Raw genomic sequence first — 21333 nt, forward strand, 5'->3', positions numbered from 1 at the left:
GGCGGGGAGAGGGTCGCATGGACCCCGTCGTCCATGCGACGAGCGGAGCGAGGGTGAGGGGGTCTCTTCGCGTGTGGCTCCTCCGAGGAAGCCCCCTCACCTTCGGCTGCCGCCTCGCTTTGCCGACGACGGGGTCGGCAAGGCCCTCTCCCCGCGCGGCGGGGAGAGGGGATGCCCTCCACCGAACCCGTGAACCGAAACCGAAATCACCTGTCGTACTTGATGTAGGCGAAGCGCGGGTCGCTCGGCGTGCCGTCGAGCGAACCGCCCTCGGCGCCCGGGTTCCAGCCGACCACCTCCTCGATCTTGCGCGCCAGCGCGAAATCCTTCTCGGTGACGCCCTTGGCGGCGTGGTTGGTCAGCCGCACCTCGACCCAGGCGTAGGAGGCCGTGAGGTCGGGATGGTGCCAGGCCGCCTCGGCGAGGTGGCCCACCGTGTTGATGACCATGAGCGTGCCCTTCCAGCTCGCGGTCTTGTAGGTGCGCTTGATCCAGCCGTCCTCGAAGATCCAGTGCGGCAGCTCGCTCTTGAGCCGCTCGGCGATCATCCCTGGATCGAGGACGTCCTCACGCTGTCCGGCCATGTCACGTTCCCCCCTGCGATGATCGATCGCCCGGACCCTGCCGCGACGGCGGTGGCCGCGCAAGATGGGCAGGCCGGCGGGGGTGCGACGCGCGCAACACAATCGTGCGCCGGTTTCGCGAGGGCGGGCTGTGGACGCCGCCCCTGCGAGGCCCTATGCACGACCCCAACGGATCGCCCTGCGCGCCAGCGCGGAGGCGGTCGCGAACGAAACAGGGAGGGACGCCATGCTGTCGCGGCGCGGATTGCTCGCCACCCTGGCGCTCGCGCCCGCACTCACGCCCCGCGTCGCCCGCGCGGCGCCCGGCACGATCCGGGTCGGAAGCCTTCCCTTCGGCACGGTCTCCTGGGAGGCCGCCGTCATCAAGGCGCGCGGCCTCGACGCGGCGAACGGCTTCACCCTCGACATCGTGAAGCTCGCCGGCAACGACGCGGCCCGCATCGCCTTCCTCGGCGGCCAGGTCGACACCATCGTCGGCGACCTGCTCTGGGCCGCCCGCCTCGGCAACGAGGGCCGGGCGATCCGCTTCTTTCCCTATTCCACCACCGAGGGCGCCCTGATGGTGCCGGGGGCTAGCGGCATCACGGACCTGAAGGGCCTCGCCGGCAAGCGGCTCGGGGTCGCCGGCGGGCCGCTCGACAAGAACTGGCTCCTCCTCAAGGCCAAGGCCCGCGATACGGCCGGCATCGATCTCGAGAAGACCGCGCAGATCGCCTTCGGAGCGCCGCCGCTGATCACCCTCAAGCTCGAACAGGGAGAGCTCGACGCCGGGCTCCTGTACTGGACCTATTGCGCGCGCCTGGAGCCCAAGGGCTTCAAGCGCCTCATCGGTTCGGATGAGATCATGCGCGCCTTCGGCGCGACGGGGTCGATCGCGCTCATCGGCTACCTGTTCGAGGGCGCCAACCTGCAGGCGAAGGCCGAGGCGGTCGCGGGCTTCGCACGCGCCTCCAAGGCGGCGAAGGACCTGCTCGCCAGCGATCCCTCCGCCTGGTCCATCGTGCGGCCGCTGATGTCGGCCGACGACGAGCCGACCTTCGAGGCGTTGAAGCGCGACTTCCTCGCCGGTATCCCGCGCCGGCCCATCGCGACGGAGCGCGGCGACGGCGAGCGGCTCTACGGGGTGCTGTCGCGGCTCGGCGGCGAGAAGCTCGTCGGCTCGGGCGCGACCCTGCCGGCCGGTCTCTACTATGACGGTCCGGGGAATGGCTGACGGCAACCTGCGGACGCGGCCCTGACCGGCATGGGCTTCGCCACCCGTCTCGTCTCGGTCCTCGTGCTGCTGACGGCCTGGCAGGTCGCCGCGTCGCTCGCCGGATCGCGCCTGCTGCCGGCGCCCCTGACCATCCTCGATTTCATCCGCATGGAGGCGGAAAGCGGCGACCTCGGCTTCAATGTCGGCGTCACCCTCGCGCGGGTCGCGGTGTCGTTCCTCCTCGCCATGCTGCTCGGCGTCATGCTCGGCATCGCGCTCGGGCGCTCGAAGGCCCTCAACCTCGCCCTCGACACGCCCCTCCTGATCCTGCTGAACACCCCGGCCCTCGTGATCACCGTGCTCGCCTATATCTGGGTCGGGCTGAACGAGGCCGCGGCGGTGCTGGCGGTCGTCCTCAACAAGCTGCCCAACGTCGCCGTCATCATGCGCGAGGGCGCGCGCGGCCTCGATCCCGGGCTGGAGGAGATGGCGCGGACCTACCGCTTCGACCGACGAACCTGGATCGCCCACGTCCTCATCCCGCAGCTCCAGCCCTTCGCCGTCGCGGCCGCGCGTTCGGGCCTGTCGCTCGCCTGGAAGATCGTCCTGGTCATCGAGCTGCTCGGGCGCCCCAACGGCGTCGGCTTCGCCATCAACTTCTACTTCGTGCAGAACCTGAACGTGGCGGCCATCATCGGCTACAGCGTCGTCTTCATGAGCGTGATGATCGCCATCGACATCCTCCTCCTGCAGAGGCTCGAAGCCTATGTCCGCCGCTGGCGCTGAGGCGGTGGCCGACGCCCCGGTCCTGTCGGTCGCGATCCGCCGCAAGGTCTACGGTGCCGGCGGGAGCGAGCCCGTGGAGGCGGTGCACGACCTCGCCTTCAGCCTGAACCGGGCGGAGATCACCTGCCTGATCGGTCCCTCGGGTGCCGGCAAGACCACGACCCTGCGCATCCTGCTCGGGCTCGACCCCGACTACGACGGATCGGTCACGCCCGACCCGGCCCAGGCGGGGATCAGCATGGTCTTCCAGGAACCGCGCCTGCTGCCCTGGCGGACCGTCGAGCAGAACGTCCGCCTCGCCCTGCCGCGTCCGGAGCGTGGGCGCGACCTCGACGCGCTGTTCGCCTCCCTGGGCCTGACGCCCTGGCGCGGACGTTTTCCCGGCGCGCTCTCGCTCGGCATGGCACGGCGGGTGGCCCTGGCCCGGGCCCTGGCGCTGCAGCCCCGCATCCTCGTCCTCGATGAGCCCTTCGTCTCCCTGGACGACGCGGCCGCGGCTGCCCTCCGCGCCATCGTGGTGGAGACGGTGGAGCGGGCCGGGGTCAGCGTGCTGATGGTCACGCACAATGTCGCCGAAGCCATCGAGATCGCCGACCGGCTGATCCTGCTCTCGCCGCGACCCGCGAGCCTGACCGCGACCGTGCCGTTAGCACTCCCGCGCGGCCAGCGAGACCGCGCCTGGGCCGACGCGACCCGCCGCGACCTTGCGATTCGCTATCCCGGGGTCATCGCGGCCTGAGGAAAGGAGCACCATCCTGCCTCCTGCAGAGGGCTCCGTCAGCCCTTCTCCCCGGTCTTCACGCCCCCCGCACCGATGCGGCGAGAAAGCGCACGGTCGATTGAATTGCGCGTCCCTGCGATCCGCAGCCCCCGGCGAATTGGAATACCAGCATGCAGGCCAGCGGAAAGATATTGCGACGCCAGACCTGGCATACCTGTGCCGGTGGCATCCGTCGGGATGAACGCGGCACCCATCTGCCGTGCAGAGCATACAGGTAGCTTGATCACGGAAGCAGCATGCCTTCGGCGCATGGAGGTGAAGCTGGAACGATGAAAAGTATTTTTGATGGCTGAACTGAATTTTGCAGCGCAGCACGATTTGCTGCGCAGCGATAACCCGTCGATCCCGCCTCAAACGAGTAACTGAAACTTGATCGTAAGCGCCGCCGGCGCCGGTGGAGCGTGTTGACGCCGTCGAATTTTTTTTCTTAGAGTTCGTTCAAGCTTCGGTCTCGAGGGGCGCCGCAAAGGGACAGCGGAACTCGGCCAGGCAATTTCTTGCTCAGCGAATAATCGCGCTGGTGCAAAGGGTTGCGGAAAGCCATCGAAGCGGATCAGTCCCTGTCGCAAACAGCAGGTCGCACCGGACACGCTGCTCAACCGAGCGGACAACGGCTGTAAAGACCTGTCGGAGGAATGCATGAGAGCGGTTCATCTTCTCGCACTCGGCGCCGGTCTGGTGGCTTCGGCCCCCGTCCTCGCCAACGAAGACGTTCTGAAGCGCACGGCCAACCCGGCCGAGCAGGTGCTCCAGACCGTCGACTACGCCAACACCCGCTTTTCGAAGCTCGACCAGATCAACGCCGGCAACGTGAAGAACCTCCAGGTGGCCTGGACGTTCTCGACGGGCGTGCTGCGCGGCCACGAGGGCTCCCCGCTCGTCGTCGGCAACATGATGTACGTCCACACCCCCTTCCCGAACATCGTGTACGCCCTGGATCTCGACCAGGACGGCAAGATCGCCTGGAAGTACGAGCCCAAGCAGGACCCGAGCGTCATCCCGGTGATGTGCTGTGACACGGTCAACCGTGGTCTCGCCTACGCCGACGGCGCCGTCATCCTGCACCAGGCCGACACCACGGTCGTCTCGCTCGACGCCAAGTCGGGCAAGGTGAACTGGTCGGCCGTGAACGGCGACCCGAAGAAGGGCGAGACCAACACCGCGACGGTTCTGCCGGTGAAGGACAAGATCATCGTCGGCATCTCGGGTGGCGAGTTCGGCGTGAACTGCCACGTCACCGCCTACGACTCCAAGACGGGCAAGAAGGTGTGGCGCGGCCACTCGCAGGGCCCGGACGCCGACATGCTCGTCGACCCCGAGAAGACCACCTCGCTCGGCAAGCCGATCGGCAAGGACTCCTCGCTGAAGACCTGGGAAGGCGATCAGTGGAAGACCGGCGGCGGCTGCACCTGGGGCTGGTTCTCCTACGACCCCAAGCTGAACCTCATGTACTACGGCTCGGGCAACCCCTCGACCTGGAACCCCAAGCAGCGTCCGGGCGACAACAAGTGGTCCATGTCCATCTGGGCGCGTGACGTCGACACGGGCATGACCAAATGGGTCTACCAGATGACCCCGCATGACGAGTGGGACTACGACGGCATCAACGAGATGATCCTCACGGATCAGAAGATCGATGGCAAGGATCGTACGCTCCTCACCCACTTCGACCGCAACGGCCTCGGCTACACCCTCGATCGCACGACCGGCGAGCTTCTCGTCGCCGAGAAGTACGATCCGGCAGTGAACTGGGTCTCCAAGGTCGACATGGACAAGGGCTCCAAGAACTACGGTCGCCCCCTCGTCGTCGCCAAGTACTCCACCGAGCAGAACGGTGAGGACGTGAACTCCAAGGGCATCTGCCCTGCGGCTCTCGGTTCCAAGGACCAGCAGCCGGCGGCGTTCTCGCCCAAGACCAACCTGTTCTACGTGCCCACCAACCACGTCTGCATGGACTACGAGCCGTTCCGGGTGACCTACACCCCGGGCCAGCCCTACGTCGGTGCGACGCTGGCGATGTACCCGGCCCCCGGCAGCCACGGCGGCATGGGCAACTTCATCGCCTGGGACAACATCAAGGGTAAGATCGTTTGGTCGAACCCGGAGCAGTTCTCGGCTTGGGGCGGCGCGCTCGCCACGGCCGGTGACGTTGTCTTCTACGGCACGCTCGAAGGCTACCTGAAGGCCGTCGACGCCAAGTCGGGTAAGGAACTCTACAAGTTCAAGACCCCGTCGGGCATCATCGGCAACGTGATGACCTACCAGCACAAGGGCAAGCAGTACGTCGGCATCCTGTCGGGTGTCGGTGGCTGGGCCGGCATCGGCCTCGCGGCCGGCCTGACCGACCCGAACGCCGGCCTCGGTGCGGTGGGTGGCTACGCAGCCCTCTCGAACTACACCAACCTCGGTGGTCAGCTCACGGTCTTCGCGCTCCCGAACTAATCGGTCGCACGAAACCACCTGAGTTACGGTGCCGGCGCGGGTTCCCGCGCCGGCATCTTTATGATTAGACTGCGGTCAACAAAGCTAACCGTCACCGCCGAAGGCCAGACGGAATGTCCCTGGGAGAAACGTCGTTGCAGTACTTAAGCAAAGCCGTCATCGCGCCGCTCGCGGCCGTCCTTGCCCTCGCCACGATCCCGGCGATCGCACAGAACGCCAAGCCGGCCGACGCAGCACTCGCCAACCAGCTCGACCAGAGCCAGGCGAGCGGCCATGATCCGCAGCTCCTCGACAAGTTCGCGGCCGTGAAGGTGGAAGACGGCAAGTACGTCGATAAGGAAGGTGCGCCGACCTACCACATCACGAACGATGGCAAGAAGTTCGACTGGTATGCCTATTCCGGCTACCGCCGCTACCACGCCGAGTGCCATGTCTGCCACGGTCCCGACGCCATGGGTTCGACCTACGCGCCGGCCCTGAAGGACTCGCTGAAGCGCATCTCCTACGAGCAGTTCATCGGCATCCTGGCTGGCGGCCAGCAGAACTCCAGCGCGGGCGGCCAGAGCGTGATGCCGTCGTTCGGCGATAACAAGAATGTCATGTGCTACGCCGACGACCTTTACGTCTACCTGAAGGCCCGCGCCTCGGGCGCGATGCCGCGCGTCCGGCCGGGCGACAAGGAAGACAAGCCCGAGGCCGCCAAGAAGGCCGAGAAGGAGTGCCTGGGCGGCTGATGATGCGCTCAGGACCCTGGACGAGTGCCGTGCTCGCGCTCCTGCTGATGACGGCAGGAGCGCGAACCGCGCAGGCACAACACCTTCCCGACCTCGTCACCACCGATGTCCTGCGCATCTGCGGCGATCCGGCCAACATGCCGTTCTCGCAGCGCAAGGAGGACGGGTTCGAGAACCGGATCGCCGCGATCATCGCCGACGAGCTCAAGGTCAAGGTCCGCTACTACTGGCTCGGGCAAGGCCCGGGCTTCGTCCGCAACACCCTCGGCACGGGCCTGTGCGACCTGATCGTGGGATCGGCAGCGGGCGCCGAACTCGTGCAGGCGACCAACCCCTATTATCGCTCAGCTTACGTTCTCGTCTCCCGACGGGGTGAGCTGGCGGGCGTGGAGCGGCTCGACGATCCGAAGCTCAAGGGCAAGTCGATCGGCGTCATCGGCGGCACGCCCCCCGTGAACCGGATGGGCGAGGTCGGGCTGATCAGTTCGATGAAGGCCTATGCGCCCTACCAGTTCGATCCCTCCCACAAGTACCAGACGGTGTCGGCCGAGGTGATCGCCGACCTCGCCGGCGGTCGCATCGAAGCGGCGGTTCTCTGGGGGCCCGCTGCGGGCTGGCTGGCCAAGCAGAGCGGCGTGCCGATGGACGTCGTTCCGCTCCTGCAGGAGCCGGACCGGCCGCCGCTGACCTTCCGCATCGCCATGGGCGTGCGCATTGAGGAGAACGACTGGAAGCGGCTCCTTAATAACGTCCTGCGCAAGCGCCGGGCGGACATCGAGGCGGTGCTGCGGGAGTTCGAGGTGCCGTTGCTCGAGGAAGAGGGCAACAAGCTCCTCGAGCCGAGCAAGCCCTGAGTCAGACCCGCTCGATGCCGCTGGCGTCGAGCTTGGCCAGGGCCTGTGCGACGGTCTCGGGCCCGATCATCAGGTCGGGCGCGATTTCCGCCAGGGGCACGAGCACGAAGGCACGCTCGCGCACGAAGCGGTGCGGCAGGACGAGGCGAGCATCGGAAACCTCTGCGCCGGCGTAGGACAGCACATCGATATCGATGACCCGCGGTCCCCAGCGCCGCTCTCGCACCCGCCCGAGCGCCGTCTCGATGGCGAGCCCCGCCTCCAGGAGATCGTGGGGCGACAGCGTCGTCTCCACGGCGAGCGCCGCGTTGAGGAACCAGTCCTGATCGGTGTCTCCCCAGGGCGGAGTCCGGTAGTCGCCGGAGCGCGCGGTAACGGCGATGCCCGGCGTCGCGGCAAGCCGCGCCACGGCCTCGGCGATCATCGCGGCCTTGTCTCCGACATTGCTGCCGAGCCCGAGATAGGCGGCCGTCACCGATTGCGCGTCCGGGTGATCTCGACGGCGACGCCCTCGATCGCAGCGGGGACGGGGGCGCTCGGCTTGTCGACGCGCACACTCACCGCCTGGAGCAGGGGGAAGCCGTCCAGGATCTCGGCCGCGATCGCCTCGGCGAGCGCTTCGATCAGGGCGAAGCGCCGCTGCGTGGCGATCCGTATCGCGATCGCCGTGAGGTCGGCGTAGCTCACCGTGTGGGCCACGTCGTCGCTGCGCCCGGCCTGGCCGAGGTCGAGGCGGCAATCGAGGGAGATGTAGAAGCGCTGGCCGAGGCGCGCCTCTTCCTCCAGCAGCCCATGATAGGCGAAGACGGCGATGCGCTGGACGAGGATGCAGTCGCTCATGACGCGGGTGACGCCGCCTGCGGCCGCATCACGGCGTCCACCACCCTGAGCGCATCGACATGCGCGGCGACATCGTGGACGCGCACGATCGCTGCGCCGAGGGTCCCGGCCAGCACGTGGCTCGCGATCGAGCCGAACAACCGGTCGGCCGGCACCGTCTCGGCATTGTGCAGGCGCCCGAGGAGGGACTTGCGCGAGACGCCGACGAGGACGGGAAAGCCCAAAGCCACGATCTCGGGCAGGCGCCTGAGGGCCTCGAGATGCTGCGCCCAACTCTTGCCGAAGCCGATGCCGGGATCGAGCACGATGTCGGAATCCGGGATGCCGGCGCGGCGGGCGATGGCGAGCGATCGCTCGAAGAAGCGGAGCATGTCGGCGACGATGTCGATCTCGGGCTCGATCGTCTCGCGGTTGTGCATCACCATGACCGGAGCGCCGTGGGCGGCCGCGACGGTGGCGATCTCAGGCTCGCGCTGCAGACCCCAAACGTCGTTGACGATGCGGGCGCCCGCCTCGAGCGCCACGCGCGCCGTCGAGGCCTTGTAGGTGTCGACCGAGATCGGGATGGGCAGGCGGGGAGCGAGGTCACGGATGACGGGCAGGATGCGGGCCTGCTCGTCCTCGGCTGAAACCGGGACGTGCCCCGGCCGCGTGGATTCCCCGCCGATATCGACGACGGCCGCGCCCTCCCGTGCCAGGGTCTCGGCTTGGGCTCGCGCCGCGGCGACACCCGCGAAGCGGCCGCCATCCGAGAAGGAATCCGGCGTAACGTTGAGGATGCCCATGACGAGCACGCGCCGGCCGAGATCGGGCAGGAGTGCGTGAAGGGCGGCGGGGGAGGGCATCGGCACGGGGTCTCGCGATCTTACGGAACGACGCCGTACCATCGTCAGGGGGTCAGGTCTCGTCTCGCAAGCCCGCTGTCCCGCCCCGAGAGGGGGCGGGAAAGCGGTGGCGGATGAGAGGCCGGGCCGCCCGTGAGCGGGAGAAGGACTCGGCCCGCTCAGACCCCGCCGCGGTAGCAGCGGATCTCGGCCTCGGCCTGGGCGCGGCGCAGATCCGCGACCTTGTCGTCGAAGACCTTGGTGCCCTTGAAGTTGGTGGCGCGCTGCCCGATGCCCTGGCGCATGGACAGGATCGTGTTGGCCTGCTCGTACTTGTCGTAAGGCAGGATCGAGGCCAGGGCGTCGAGGGAGCACGAGCACCGAGACAGAGCCTCCCGCGACTGGCCGTTGGCCGCCATGCAGCCGAAGATGTAATCGGCCCGCGTCTCGGTCGGGTAATCGTTCTCGAGCTCGGCGGCCGCGGCGGGCAGGGCGAGCAGGGCGGCCGCGAGGGCGCCCTTAGCCAGCGTTCTGATCATAGCTCAACCGCTCCTCGAGGAGTTCGCCGCCCTGCCCGTCCTTGGACTGCACCTCGATGGAGAGCAGTTCGCCCGGAACCGAGGTCGAGGTGACGAAGGTGTATTTCAGGTTCGACATGCCCCGCATGCGTTCCTTGTTCGGATCGTCCAGGAAGGGCTCCGCTTCGATCCGCCAGGCCTCGACCTGACGACCCTTGAAATCGACCTGCACCGGGGTGACCACGGCCTTGTCGCGCAGGGCCTTGCGGATCGCGGTCTTGATATAGCGCGGGTTGCTCTTCAACACCCCCGAGAGCTTCTGGAGATGGTGCTCCAGGAACAGCGTCATCACCGGATTGCCCGGCATCGCCTCGAAGGGACCCGCGGGGAAGCGGTTCATCCCTGAGAACATCTCGACGCGGATGTTGCGGTTGTCCTCCGCGCTGCCGGGCTCGATCTTGAGGCGGATCTGATCCTGAAGCGGCGGCCCGAACGGCGCCTTCTCGATGCCGCTGCGGCGCAGGTAGGCGTAGCTCAGCGTGGTACCGGGCGCGACGTTCTTCATCTGCGGATGCTCGAACAGCACGTCGGCGGCGTTCGGCGGGTTGGTGGTGTTCGCTTTCGTGACGGCGGGCGCGTCCGCCGCGGGCGTGCCCTGTTGCGCGAGGACGGGCAGGCCCAGCAGCGAGAGGGCTGCGGCGATGACGACGGGCTTCACAGCGGGGCTTCCTCCTTCAGCGGCGATCGAACGTTACTGCCGATCGTCCGATAGGTGTAGTCGGGCGGGCTCTCGGCCGCCTCCTCGGTCGCCAGCGCCCGCACCTTGGCGTGGAGCGGCGACAGGGAACAGGCCGGGTCGGTGGCGGCGGCGTCGCCCGCCAACGCCAGGGCCTGGCAGCGGCAGCCGCCCCAATCCTTCTCGCGCCGGTCGCAGGAGCGGCAGGGCTCCTTCATCCAGTCGGTGCCGCGATAGGCGGTGAAGGCCGGCGAGTTCGCCCAGATGTCACCGAGCGAATGGTCGGCGACGTACCAGAACTCAAGACCGGGAATCGTCTCGGCGGCGTGGCAGGGCAGGACCTTACCGGCCGGCGTCACGTTCATGAGCTTGCGGCCCCAGCCGCCGGCGCAGGCCTTGGGATACTTCGCGTAATAGTCCGGCACCACGAGGTCGATGACGAGCTGGCCCTTGAGGCGCTCGCGCGCCGCCTCGACGATCCGGATCGAGCGGTCGACATCGGCCTTGTTAGGCATCAGGGCGGCGCGGTTCACGTAGGCCCAGCCGTAATACTGCGTGTGCGCGACCTCCAGGCGCTTGGCGCCGAGCTTCACCGCGAGGTCGATGAAACCCTCGACCTCGTGGATGTTGCCGCGGTGGATCACCGAGTTGAGGGTCAGCGGCAGGCCGAGCTGCGTCACGCGCTCAGCGAAGGCGAACTTCTGGGGCTGCGCGTTCTTCAGGCCGCCGATCTTCTCGGCGTTCGCGGCGTCCACGCCCTGGACGGAGAGCTGCACGTGATCGAGCCCGACGTCGTAGAGCGCGTCGAGCTTCTGCAGGGCGCCGCCGACGCCCGAGGTGATCAGGTTCGAGTAGAGGCCGAGCTTGGCGCAGCTCTCGGTGATCTCGACGATGTCGTTGCGCGCCGTCGGCTCGCCGCCCGAGAGATGGACGTGGAGGACGCCGAGGCCCGCGGCCTCCGTCAGCACGCGCTGCCAGGTCGCCGTGTCGAGCTCGCCCGAGCGCCGGTCGAGTTCGAGCGGGTTCGAGCAATAGGGACAGCGCAGGGGGCAGCGATGGGTCAGCTCCGCGAGGAGACCGACCGGTGCCGGCAGGGCGGGGGCGTTCGGCGTCAGCGCGTTCATCGCTCCAGCACCCGTTTGGCGGCGAGGTCGTTGAGCATCACGAGCACGTCGGCCTCGATCACAGTGCGGTCGGCGGCGAATTGCTCAGCCAGCGCACCCGCGATGTCGTGGACGCTGCGGCTTCCATCGACGAGCGAGAGCACGGCGACCGCGTTGTCGTCGAGGTCGAAGGTGCGCTCTGGCGCGAGCAGCACGTGCTGGCCGCGCACCTCGTCCCGGCGCAGCCGCACGCCGCGGGGCAGCCGCGGCACGTCGGTCGCCACCAGGGTGCCGGTCCCGGGGGCCTGCGCCACGGCCGCCTCCGGCACGAGCCCCGTGCCTGGCGTCCAGGCGTCGGGCGGGGTCAGCCCAGGCGCGACGTAGGAGAAGTACAGGGCGTCGAGCTGCGTCCAGAGCACGTTGCACTTGAAGGTCAGCGCGGCCATCGCCTTGCGCTGCAGCTCGGGCGTGGTGGCGTGCTGCTTCACGTACTCGATGGCGAACTCGGCATCCCGCGGCGCCTGGGTGAGGCGCTTGTCGAAATAGGCGAGCGTGTCCTTGGTGATGAAGTCGTAGTTCTTCAGCATCCCGGCGACGCGCTCCGAGATGATGGTCGGCGAGAACATCTCGGTGAGCGAGGAGGCGATCGCCTCGAGGAGCGAGCGCTCGCGCACGAAATGCACGTAGGCATCGACCGAGAACCGGGTCGCCGACAGGATGCCCTGCGTCGACTCGACGTAGTCGCGGCGGAAGCCGACACCCTCGGCGAGCTTGAGCCAGCGCTCGATGCCGCCGTCGCCCGGATGGTCGCCGTCATGGTCGACGATGCGCTGGCGCCAGATCCGGCGAAGGCTCGCATCCTCCATCCGGGCAAGCACCGCCGCGTCCTTCACCGGGATCATCGCCTGGTAATAGTAGCGGTTCAGCGCCCAGGCCCGGACCTGATCCTTGTTCAGCTTGCCGTCGTGCAGCAGGCGGTGAAACGGATGCAGGTTGTGGTAGCGGCGGGCGCCGATGTCGCGGAGCGCCGCCTCGAGTTCCTCGGGCGTCAGCAGGCGCTGGGCCTCGTCGGCGACGGGGGTCGGAAAAGGTGCAGTCATGGCGTTGGCGCGTCCGTCTGAGCGTTTCCCGGAACTCTTGGTTTTAGATGGTGCCGAGGCCGCCGGAAGCCATCGACGCCAGTGACGCGATTATATCGTGCGTCATATAAAACCGCCGGCACTAAAATTCCAGCGGCCTGCCGGACCCGAACGCGACGCTACAGGCTCAGGGTCAGGCCGTCATGGGCCACGGTCCAGCCCTCGGCCCCGACCCGGCGGCGCTCCTCCGAATCCTCGACCAGCACCGGGTTGGTGTTGTTGATGTGCACGAAGACGCGATGCCCGATCTCGACATCGGCCAGGGCCGCGATCGAGCCGCCTTCGCCCGTCATGGGCACGTGGCCCATGCGCCAGCCCGTCTTGGTACCGACCCCGGCCCGGATCATGTCGTCGTCGAGGAGCACGGTGCCGTCGAAGAGGAGCGCGTCGACGCCGGCGATGCGGGCCTTGAGATCGTCCGTGACCCGGGCGCAGCCCGGGATGTAGGCGAGGCGACGCCCGCCCGCCTCGATCATCGCGCCGACCGTGGTCTCGGTCTCGGCACCGATCTGCATGGTCTCGTCCTCCAGCCAGAGGGGAACCTTGCCGGGCACCGCGAACAGCGTGACCGTGAGGCCCGGCACGGGCTCGAAGGATTGGCCAAGGCTGATCGGACGGCGCGCCACCACGTCGGCCGACATCACGTCGAACACTCGGTTGGCGTTGACGGAATCGAGAATGCCGGCGGTGCCGTACAGGGTGAAGGGCTGGCCCTCGCGCAGGGTGAGGAGGCCCGCGACGTGGTCGACGTCGCCGTTCGTCAGCAGCACCGCGTGGATCGGCGAGTGCCGCAGGCCTCCGCGCGGATGCAGGACCGGATTGTCGGAAATCTGTTGCCGGATGTCCGGCGAGGCATTCACCAGGAGCCAGCGTTCCCCGTCCGGGGAGACCGCGATGCTCGACTGGGTCCGGGGACGCACGCGAGCGGGTTCCGCGCGGGCCAGAGAGCAGATGGGGCAGCGGCAATTCCACTGGGGAAGGCCGCCGCCCGCGGCCGAGCCGAGGATCACGATGCGCATGGGTTGACCGATGCCAATCGAGTCCCGGACCTCGGCGGAAACACCTTAGTTGAAGGTATCGATCTCGGCCGAGTCGTAGCTCGTGACTTCCATGCCGACGCAGATCTCGGAAACGACGGGGGCTGCCCACTTCATGGTGTTTCTCCTAGACTTCTATGAGACGCCAGCCTCTGCGCGATCCCTTTAAGAAGATCGTAAGATACTGACGGCGCAGTGGTTTCTGTCGCAGCGGCTATATCGACAATTTGGCGGGACTCTTCAAGCGCTAAATTGCCGGATCGTCCCGGATCCCTCTGAGAAAGCTCTCAAGCCTTTAATGCCGGAAGTCCTTGCCGCGCAGGTCCAGCATGAAGCCGCGGCCGCGCACGGTGACGATCACGGGGCCGCCGAAGCGCACGAAATCCGAGAGCTTGGTGCGGAGGTAACCTACGTAAACATCGACGACATTCAGCGAGAGGCCGCCCTGGCTGCCCCAGAGCTTGTCGAAGATGTCGCCGCGCGAAACCGGCTGGTTGGCCTGATCCATCAGGAGGGCCAGAAGCTCCGCCTCGCGGGGCGTGAGGCGTGCGGTCGCATCCGCGAAGGCGACCTGCCGGATGTTGAGATCGAGGATGAGCTTGCCGGCGGTCACGATGGTGCGCGGCTCCTCCGATTCCTTGCGGCGCAGGAGGTGCGTCTGGAGGCGGGCAAGGAGCTCGTCGAAGACGAAGGGCTTCACGATGTAGTCGTCGGCCCCGAGCGCCAGTCCCTCGGCGCGGTCACGGACCTCGTCGCGGGCGCTGAGGAACAGGATCGGGCCAGGATAGCCGCCCTCGCGAAGCGAACGGCAGACGTCGTGGCCGGAGCCGTCGGGCAGGGTGATGTCGAGGACCACGGCCTCCGGGGCGTCGTCGCGGGCCGCGTTCAGGGCGTCGTCGACGCAGCCCGCCACGCCGACGGAGAAGCCCTCCGCCTCGAGCCCGCGCGCCAGCATGGCGCGGATGTCGCTGTCGTCCTCGACGATCAGTATGCGCGTCATGCGACGCCCTCCCTTTCCCGCCCTTCGTTCTTCTCGGTCGCAGGGTCGAGCAGGGGCATTTCAAGCACCACGCGCGCGCCACCCTGTCGACCGTGTTCGAGGCGGATCGCACCATCATGCCGCTCGATCACCCAGCGCGCCAGTGCCAAGCCGATGCCGAAGCCGATTTCCCCCGATCGGCTCTCGCGCCGGAAGCGCTCGAACAAGCCGTCGCCGATCTCGGGAAAGCCCGGCCCGTCATCCGCGATGGTGAGGGTGGCGCGCGTCCCCGTGGTGTCGAGGGCGACGACCACGCGGGTCAGGCCGGTGGCGTGGCGGAGCGCGTTGTCGATCAGGCTCTCCATCACCTGCCGCAGCCATTCCCGATCGGCGAGAATGTCGGCGTCGCGGCCCGCCTCCAGGGTGAGGGCGACGCGGCGGCGCGAGGCCTCGGAGGCCATGCTGTCCACCGCGTCGGTGAGGATCGCGAGCGCACCGGTCGGCCGGCGGTCGAGCTCGATCTGCCCCGATTCCGAGCGGGCGACGCGCAGCAGGTCCTCGACCCGCCGCTGCAGGCGCTGGGCCCGCTTGCGGATCGTCGCGAAGACCGGCCCGTGGTCGACGGCGCGCCCGGCCGAGCGGCCCGCGATATCGCATTCGCCGAGGATGACGGTGAGCGGCGTGCGCAGCTCGTGGCTGACATCGGCGAAGAAGCGTCGACGCGACCGGTCGACCGCCTCCAGCCGTTCGTTGGCCGCGCGCAGATCCGTGGTGCGGGCGGCCACGGTGTCCTCCAGCGCGGCCCGGTCGGCGGCGAGGCGGCCCTCGCGCCGGGCGAGGCGCGCGGCCATGCGGTTGAAGTTGGCCACGAGCAGGCCGAGCTCGTCGCGAGTCGCGACGGAGAGGCGCGTGTCGAGCTCGCCCCGGCCGACGGCGCCGGCGGCCCGCCGGATCGCGTCGATCCGGGCGAGCGTCGGGCGGGTCACCGCCCGGTAGAGCACGAGCACGATCCCGAGGGCGAGAACGGCGGCGGCGAGCGAAACCATGCGAAGCCGCGAGGACAGGGCACGGGCCTGTTCGGAGCCCGCGATCATCGACCGGCGCTCGACCTCCATCAGGAAGGAGAGCGGCTGCCCGGTCATCGCGCCGAAGCCGTTCAGCGCCCCGCGGATGGCGTTGCGGCGGTTCTCGTCCTCGGACTGGCGCTGGACCAGGGAAACCTGGCGGTCGAGGATGGCCCGGGCGGAGCGCAGCTGCGCCAGCGGCCGGGTCCGCGCGGCGTAGAGTGTCCGGTCGAGGGGATCGTCGCTCGCGGCGATGCTGCGGCCGAGCGCCTCGTCGACCGCGACGAGGGCCTTGTCGACATGGCTGCGGGCGAGGGCGAGGCCCTCGGGCTGCGCGTCCGGGTTGCTGACGGCCTCCAGCGCCGCGAGACCGTACTGGGACATGCGCCCCGACAGCTCGACCAGGAGCTCGAGCCGTCCCTGCGCGTCGAGGGTGCGGTCGATCGTCCGCTCGGCCGCGCCGATCGACCAAAGGGCTCCGACGGCCGCGAGCACGACGAGGATCGCGGTCGAACCGAGCAGCAGCGCGAACCGAGCCTTGAGCGAGCGCATCCTTCACCGTTCCCTGTCGCGCGGCGCCGACCATGTCACCGCCGTCGCGCCTGGCCAAGGCCGAGGAGGGGCGCCCCTCACAGGTCCTTGGGCAGGCTGCCCCGCGCTGCGCAGCGCCAGCTATTGATCTGCCATTCGGGATGCGCGGCCTGCCATGCCGCGAGCCTGCTCTGCGCCGTGCGCAGGCAGACGATCGGATTCGAGGCTTCGTAGGAAAGGCTGATGCGGTCCTCCCGGCACTGACTGGGCTGCGAGAGGAGGCAGATGGAGAGCAGGATGAACATCGGCGATGCCCTGGCGACTAGATGCGCATAGGCGCGACCTCGCTTTATCGCGAGAGCTGCGTGCGGATGCGGATCGTCACCCAATGCGCTGAGACACGCAACATATCTCGTGCGGTGCGCGACACAGGCGCTCGTGGCCGCACCGGATGCGTAACAACGTCCGGAACCGGATCAATTTGCGCGCGAATCCTGCACCATCATTCCAGTCACTCAGATGGCGGGCGGATTACGCCGCTTCGCAACGAGTCCACGTGATTATCCCGAACTCCGTGTCGGCAGCTGCGTTCAGCCCGCGGCGACCCAGAGTTCGCCCTTGCCGAGCGTCGCGAGGTCGCCCGAGTAGCGCTTGAGCGCGCCGGCCGCGAGGTCGGCATGGGCCGGGCTCAAGGCGCGCAGCGACCGGGCGAGGAGCCGCAGGAAGACGAGGTCGTGCGTGCCCGTCTCGACGAAGCTCGGGGCGATGGCGCCGTGCGCGCGCGCGAGGATGGTGCCCCGGCGCATGCCGTAGCCCGGATGGTCGCCGACGCTCGCCGCCGCGATCGTGCCGGCGATCATCCGCGAGCCCGCAAAGGCCCCCGCCTCGCCCACGACGAGGAGGCCGCGCCGCATCCGGTCGCCGAGGTAATTGCCGGCGCGGCCACGGATCACCAGCGTCGCCCCGTCGAGCCCGGCCTTGGCGGCGTAGGCCGCGCCGCCGGCATGATCGCCGGCATCGCCCTCGATCGTCAGGGTGCCGCCGGTGGCGCCGGAGCCCGCGAAGGGCCCGGCCGAGCCGGTCACCGTGAGGGTGCCGCCGACCATGCCTTCCCCGAGCCGCTGCCCGACATCGCCGACGACGCGGATATGCCCGCCGCTCAAGGAAGCGCCGACCCGGTCGAGGCGGTCCGAGCCGCCCTCGATCGTCAGGGTGTCCGATCCGTCGAGGGCGAGGGTGAAGCAATCACCGAGGAGGAGGCCGCGCCGGCTCGTGCCGACGGGCAGGCGCGACGCCTCCGCCACGGAGAGGCCGCTCAGGCTCAAGGGATTGACGCGCAGGAGGTCGAGGCGCTCCGGCGGGGCGGCGCGCAGGGTGAGGGTACTCATGCCGCGTTCCCCGCGCTCGCCGGCGCCTCGAGCAGGTCCCGGAGGTGATAGTGGTGGCGGCCGAGATTGCCGCCGTAATTGCCCGCGGTCACCGCGACGAGCCCGTGCGCGGCGCCCGCCGCCGTCGCGGCGTGGAGCCCCGCCCGCATCGATTCAGCGACGGAGCGCGAGGTCAGTCCATCGATGACGATTTCGAGGACGACGCCGACCTCGGCCGACAGTTCGGAGCCGGCCCGGCCCTTCAGCGTGGGGCAATAGGCGTCGTTGGTGGAGGCCATCATGCCCTTGGTGCGCGCTCCGACCTTCGAGCCCGAGCGCACGATGCCGCCGGGGAAGGGCAGGATCACGTCCGGCACGGCGCGGGCTGCGTCCACCGCGATCTCGGCGACCTTCAGCGTCTCCGCGTGGTTGCGCCCGAGGAAGAGCAGGTTGCCGCCGCCCACCGCGCCGTCGACGGCCCGGACGAAATCCTCGCAGAGGAACTCGCCGTCCATCACCGGGATGCGCCAATAGCGCCGCGACTTGCCGGTCGCGTCGGGCAGGCGCTTGGCCACGGCGAAGCCGTCGCCGAAATAGCGGATCGCGCCGCCGAGCTTGATCTTGGTCGGGCCCTCGACGCCGGCGTAGCAGGCGGTGCCGGGGCAGGTGAGGATGCACTGGCCGACGCGCTTGAGGAGCTGGTCCTTGAGCCCGTTGGGCTCGAAGCCGAACAGCAGCACGCGCACGCCGGGACGCCCATCGGGCGTCTCCTCAGGCGAGAGTTCGGCGTCGATGCCGGCCTCGGCGCCGCAGCCGATCACGGAGGTGGCGAACCCGGTCATGACGGTCGCCGCGATCATCGCCCACTTGGCGGTGTCGTTCGTGATGATGAGCGCCGTCCCGGCGACGTCGAAGGCCTCGGCGAAGGTGTCGATCACCGGGATGCCGTTGAGGGTGAGATCAGACATCCCGGTCACCGGCAGGCCACGTCTTGGAAGGTCTCGGGGGTCGGGAAGGCGGCATCGGGCACCGCGAAGCTCTCCAAGCCGGCGCCGAAGCGGTCCGAGAGGTAGGCATCGGTCCGCTTCTCCATCGCCTTGTCCGACTCGACGCTGAGCTCCAGGGTTCGTCCGGAGCGCCAATCGACGATCTCGCCGTCCTCCACGATGACGGCGCCGTCCTTGAGGACGAGCCTCGCCCGCGAGAACATCGCCGTCCGGTCGCGGTCGTCGCGGTAGAGGGCGACGTCGGCCCGGGCGCCCGGGCGCAGGTGGCCGCGATCGTCGAGCCCGAGGAGCTTGGCCGGCCCGGAGCGGGTCAGCTTCGCGACGTCGAGGAGGGTCAGCTCCCGCTCGATGGCAGGCAGGGTCGAGCGCTCGCCCACGACCTTGGGCAGGGTCGCGATCTCGCGGTCGCGGGCCTCCTTGTCCATCAGCCAGTGGATGATGCGCGGGTACTCCGTGAAGGGGCCGCCATTCGGGTGGTCGGTGGTCAGGATGGTGCGCTCGAGATCCGGTGAGGTCAGCATCAGCTCGAGGCCGATCGCCCATTGCAGGGAACTCGTCGGGCCGCGGGGGCGGTAAAGGAACGGCACCACGCCGCCGCCCTCGGCATCGCCCGCGTTGAGGATCCACTTCTTGGGCTTGGCGCCCTTCCGGCCGCCGAACTGGCGCAGGATGTCGAGAGAGATCGTCACGGTCTGGCCGAAGGCGACCTGGCCGACGTCGTAGGTGGCGTTGGGATGGCGCGCCATGGCCTCGTTGAGGCGCAAAGCCGCCGAGCGGAAGCCCCCCGTCATCGGGTTCTCGGGGTCGGCCGCGGCGTAGGCGTAGAACTGCGAATGCGCGAAGTGGATGCGACGCCCCTCGGCCGCCTCAAGGGTCGCGACGAAGGAATCGTCGGCGCCCGGTAGGCCGAGATTGTTGCAATGGACGTGGAGCGGATGGGGCACCCCGATCTCCTCCACCGCATCGAGGAGCGCGCCCATGATCTTGCGCGTCGAGAGCCCGTAGACGGGGATCTCGTCGTCGAGGCTGAGCTTCAGCACGCCGTCCTTGAAGGCCGAGGCGCCGCCCGCGTTGATGCATTTCACGCCGAGCGCCCGCGAGGTCGCGACGGTGAGCGCCACGAGGTCGCGAACGGCATTGCCGCCCTCGCGCTTGCGCAGGAGGTCGAGGAGCTGGTCGTCGTTGCCCATCACGGCGAGGCCGCCGCGGTCGAGGAGCGGGATGTCGGCGAGTTCGAGCTGGGTCGCGAGCGCGTTGGCCGGCGGCATCGCGGGCTCGACGGCCACGGTGTAGCCCATCCGCGCGTAATTGGCCCCGATCCAGGCGGCCGAGCCGCCGGCATGGGCGAAGGGATGGCCCTCCGGCGCCGCCTCGCTCGCGTAGAGCTCCGGCAGGAGCAGGCGCGAGAGCACGACGTTGCCGCCCGCGATGTGGGAATGCACCTCGACGCCGCCGGCCATCACGACGCAGCCCGTCGCGTCGATGGTCCGGTCGGGCGCGCGGTCGGAAGGCGCGACGACGCGGCCGTCCTCGATCCAGACGTCGCCGACGCCGTCGCGGTCGGCGGTCGGGTCGACCACGCGGCCGCCAGAGATCCGGGTCAGCATTCGGCGAGTGTCCCAGCGTTGATGCGGTCGCGGATGGCCTCGATCACGGCCGCCGCGTCGCGTTCCGCGGCGTGACCGGAGGCGGGGATGTAGGCGATGGCGCCGCGGCGCTCGTCCCAGATGGCGCCGCCGGCGCTCGCGCCCGGCACGCCGACCGCAATGACGATCTCCGCCGCGTCGGCGGTGGCGTCGGCGCTGCCCTCGCCGACGATGGCGATCGAGGGCAGGCGGCTCAGCCAATCCGGCCGGGGGGCGGGCAGGGAGGCGAGCCAGAGGGCGGCGTCGGCCTCGCCGGACGCGACCTGACGAGCGCCGTCGAAGCGCCAGGGATCGTGCTCGGGCAGCCCGCGGCCGAACCCGACGCGCGGCGCTTGGCCCGTCGTCCAGGCGGAGAGCTGGAGGAGCGCGCGGCCCTGGAACGGGTCCGAGACCGGCAGCGAGAAGAAACGGGTGGTCTCGTTGAGGTCCTTGATCAGGCCCTGGAGCATCTCGACGCCGTGCTCGCCGACCTCCTCGGCCGCGTAGAGCACCACGCCGTACTGCGCCGCGAACAGGCGCCGCGCCAAGTCGTGATAGGCGGTCTCGTCCGCGAGATGTCCCTTCGCGCAGGCGCGCAGATGGGCGATAGCGATGGCAAGCCCGCCGGGCTCGGCCGGGTAGGCGACGTGCCGCGTCGCGCCGTTGCGTGGGCCGCCGAGCGACAGGATGGTGCGCTCGGCCCCGGCCGCACGGCCGCGCGTCGGCCCGCCCTCGGCGAGGCTCGCGACGATCGGCCGGTCCCAGGGCGCGTTGCCGACGACGAACAGCGCGTCGGCGCGGCCGATGGCTTCGGCCGGCGTCGTGCCCATCGCGCCGCTGCGGCTCAGCGAGCCGAGCTCGGCGTAGAGGCTCGGACCAGCGATAGGGTCCAGCGAGGCGCCGATGGCGCCGGCGAGCCCATAGGCGGCGCGGATTGCGGAGAGCTCGGCGCAGAGGCCGGCGATGACGGGCATGCGCGCCTGGGCGAGCAGCGCGGCCGCGGCATCGATCGCCGCGTCCGCATCCGCCGCGCCCCCCTTCACCCAGGCTGCCATCGACCCTCACCTTCGGAAAAACGCGCGGCGGTCGACCGATTTCGCCGGTCTCGCGCCCGTTCTCGGCACGTTTGCATTCGCGCAAAGCCGCAAGCAAGCCCCGAGGGGGCTTCCGGCATCCCGAGCCGCGCC

Annotated in this window: 23 protein-coding genes; 6 read left to right on the top strand and 17 right to left on the bottom strand. The window is 69.1% G+C overall.

Annotated features, from left to right (window positions below; all coding sequences use genetic code 11):
- Window positions 1–206 precede the first annotated feature (206 nt).
- Window positions 207–584: a 4a-hydroxytetrahydrobiopterin dehydratase gene (locus tag MFF55_RS22950; protein ID WP_238246434.1), complete on the bottom strand. Its 378-nt coding sequence runs from the start codon at window positions 582–584 to the stop codon at window positions 207–209.
- 226 nt (window positions 585–810) lie between these two features.
- On the opposite strand from MFF55_RS22950, the gene MFF55_RS22955 reads away from it, so the two are divergent.
- The 6 genes from MFF55_RS22955 (at window position 811) to xoxJ (ending at window position 7376) form a co-directional block, all read left to right on the top strand.
- Window positions 811–1797 (top strand): ABC transporter substrate-binding protein, encoded by a 987-nt coding sequence (locus tag MFF55_RS22955; RefSeq protein ID WP_238246435.1) that lies wholly within the window; start codon window positions 811–813, stop codon window positions 1795–1797.
- Window positions 1798–1827: 30 nt separating this feature from the next.
- Window positions 1828–2565, top strand: coding sequence for an ABC transporter permease (locus MFF55_RS22960; protein WP_238246436.1), 738 nt, complete (start codon window positions 1828–1830; stop codon window positions 2563–2565).
- Window positions 2546–3304, top strand: coding sequence for an ABC transporter ATP-binding protein (locus tag MFF55_RS22965; protein ID WP_238246437.1), 759 nt, complete (start codon window positions 2546–2548; stop codon window positions 3302–3304). The genes MFF55_RS22960 and MFF55_RS22965 overlap by 20 nt, the downstream gene beginning before the upstream one ends.
- A 681-nt stretch (window positions 3305–3985) precedes the next feature.
- Window positions 3986–5788, top strand: coding sequence for a lanthanide-dependent methanol dehydrogenase XoxF5 (gene xoxF5 / locus MFF55_RS22970; RefSeq protein WP_238246438.1), 1803 nt, complete (start codon window positions 3986–3988; stop codon window positions 5786–5788).
- A 134-nt stretch (window positions 5789–5922) separates the two neighbouring features.
- Window positions 5923–6522: a c-type cytochrome, methanol metabolism-related gene (locus MFF55_RS22975; RefSeq protein ID WP_238246439.1), complete on the top strand. Its 600-nt coding sequence runs from the start codon at window positions 5923–5925 to the stop codon at window positions 6520–6522.
- The gene (xoxJ, locus tag MFF55_RS22980) at window positions 6522–7376 is read left to right on the top strand and encodes a rare earth element methanol dehydrogenase accessory protein XoxJ (RefSeq protein ID WP_238246440.1); all 855 of its coding nucleotides are present in this window, start codon (window positions 6522–6524) and stop codon (window positions 7374–7376) included. Before MFF55_RS22975 ends, xoxJ begins: the two co-directional genes overlap by 1 nt.
- 1 nt (window position 7377) lies before the next feature.
- Here xoxJ and folK read toward each other — a convergent pair whose 3' ends face one another.
- The 16 genes from folK to MFF55_RS23060 all read right to left on the bottom strand — a co-directional run bounded on the left by folK (window position 7378) and on the right by MFF55_RS23060 (window position 21201).
- Complete coding sequence (folK, locus tag MFF55_RS22985; RefSeq protein WP_238246441.1) at window positions 7378–7851, bottom strand: 2-amino-4-hydroxy-6-hydroxymethyldihydropteridine diphosphokinase; 474 nt, start codon at window positions 7849–7851, stop codon at window positions 7378–7380.
- Window positions 7848–8216, bottom strand: coding sequence for a dihydroneopterin aldolase (gene folB / locus MFF55_RS22990; RefSeq protein WP_238246442.1), 369 nt, complete (start codon window positions 8214–8216; stop codon window positions 7848–7850). The genes folK and folB overlap by 4 nt, the downstream gene beginning before the upstream one ends.
- Window positions 8213–9061 carry a dihydropteroate synthase gene (gene folP / locus MFF55_RS22995; RefSeq protein WP_238246443.1) on the bottom strand — a complete coding sequence of 283 codons (849 nt, stop codon included), beginning with the start codon at window positions 9059–9061 and terminating at the stop codon, window positions 8213–8215. Before folP ends, folB begins: the two co-directional genes overlap by 4 nt.
- A gap of 158 nt (window positions 9062–9219) precedes the next feature.
- Window positions 9220–9579, bottom strand: a complete 360-nt coding sequence (locus tag MFF55_RS23000; protein ID WP_238246444.1) for a hypothetical protein — start codon at window positions 9577–9579, stop codon at window positions 9220–9222.
- Window positions 9560–10276 carry a hypothetical protein gene (locus tag MFF55_RS23005; RefSeq protein ID WP_238246445.1) on the bottom strand — a complete coding sequence of 239 codons (717 nt, stop codon included), beginning with the start codon at window positions 10274–10276 and terminating at the stop codon, window positions 9560–9562. Before MFF55_RS23005 ends, MFF55_RS23000 begins: the two co-directional genes overlap by 20 nt.
- A complete protein-coding gene (gene pqqE / locus MFF55_RS23010; protein ID WP_238246446.1) occupies window positions 10273–11418 on the bottom strand; it encodes a pyrroloquinoline quinone biosynthesis protein PqqE in 1146 nt (381 codons plus the stop codon). The genes MFF55_RS23005 and pqqE overlap by 4 nt, the downstream gene beginning before the upstream one ends.
- Entirely contained in the window at window positions 11415–12497 is a 1083-nt protein-coding gene (pqqC, locus tag MFF55_RS23015) for a pyrroloquinoline-quinone synthase PqqC (RefSeq protein ID WP_238246447.1), read from the bottom strand. Before pqqC ends, pqqE begins: the two co-directional genes overlap by 4 nt.
- 158 nt (window positions 12498–12655) lie before the next feature.
- Window positions 12656–13555: a pyrroloquinoline quinone biosynthesis protein PqqB gene (gene pqqB / locus MFF55_RS23020; protein WP_238246448.1), complete on the bottom strand. Its 900-nt coding sequence runs from the start codon at window positions 13553–13555 to the stop codon at window positions 12656–12658.
- A 45-nt stretch (window positions 13556–13600) separates the two neighbouring features.
- A complete protein-coding gene (gene pqqA / locus MFF55_RS23025) occupies window positions 13601–13690 on the bottom strand; it encodes a pyrroloquinoline quinone precursor peptide PqqA (RefSeq protein ID WP_238246449.1) in 90 nt (29 codons plus the stop codon).
- Between the two features lie 178 nt (window positions 13691–13868).
- Window positions 13869–14573, bottom strand: coding sequence for a response regulator transcription factor (locus MFF55_RS23030; protein ID WP_238246450.1), 705 nt, complete (start codon window positions 14571–14573; stop codon window positions 13869–13871).
- A complete protein-coding gene (locus MFF55_RS23035; protein WP_238246451.1) occupies window positions 14570–16168 on the bottom strand; it encodes a sensor histidine kinase in 1599 nt (532 codons plus the stop codon). The genes MFF55_RS23030 and MFF55_RS23035 overlap by 4 nt, the downstream gene beginning before the upstream one ends.
- Before the next feature lie 77 nt (window positions 16169–16245).
- On the bottom strand, window positions 16246–16452 hold the full coding sequence (locus tag MFF55_RS23040; RefSeq protein WP_238246452.1) for a hypothetical protein: 207 nt from the start codon (window positions 16450–16452) through the stop codon (window positions 16246–16248).
- Window positions 16453–16737: 285 nt separating this feature from the next.
- Window positions 16738–17535, bottom strand: coding sequence for a formylmethanofuran dehydrogenase subunit C (locus tag MFF55_RS23045; RefSeq protein ID WP_238246453.1), 798 nt, complete (start codon window positions 17533–17535; stop codon window positions 16738–16740).
- Window positions 17532–18482: a formylmethanofuran--tetrahydromethanopterin N-formyltransferase gene (fhcD, locus tag MFF55_RS23050; protein WP_238246454.1), complete on the bottom strand. Its 951-nt coding sequence runs from the start codon at window positions 18480–18482 to the stop codon at window positions 17532–17534. Before fhcD ends, MFF55_RS23045 begins: the two co-directional genes overlap by 4 nt.
- A 5-nt stretch (window positions 18483–18487) precedes the next feature.
- Window positions 18488–20128, bottom strand: a complete 1641-nt coding sequence (locus tag MFF55_RS23055) for a formylmethanofuran dehydrogenase subunit A (protein ID WP_238246455.1) — start codon at window positions 20126–20128, stop codon at window positions 18488–18490.
- Complete coding sequence (locus MFF55_RS23060; protein WP_238246456.1) at window positions 20122–21201, bottom strand: molybdopterin-binding domain-containing protein; 1080 nt, start codon at window positions 21199–21201, stop codon at window positions 20122–20124. Before MFF55_RS23060 ends, MFF55_RS23055 begins: the two co-directional genes overlap by 7 nt.
- Between the last annotated feature and the right edge of the window lie 132 nt (window positions 21202–21333).

Source organism: Methylobacterium iners (genome assembly GCF_022179305.1).
GTDB classification, from domain to species: Bacteria; Pseudomonadota; Alphaproteobacteria; order Rhizobiales; family Beijerinckiaceae; genus Methylobacterium; species Methylobacterium iners.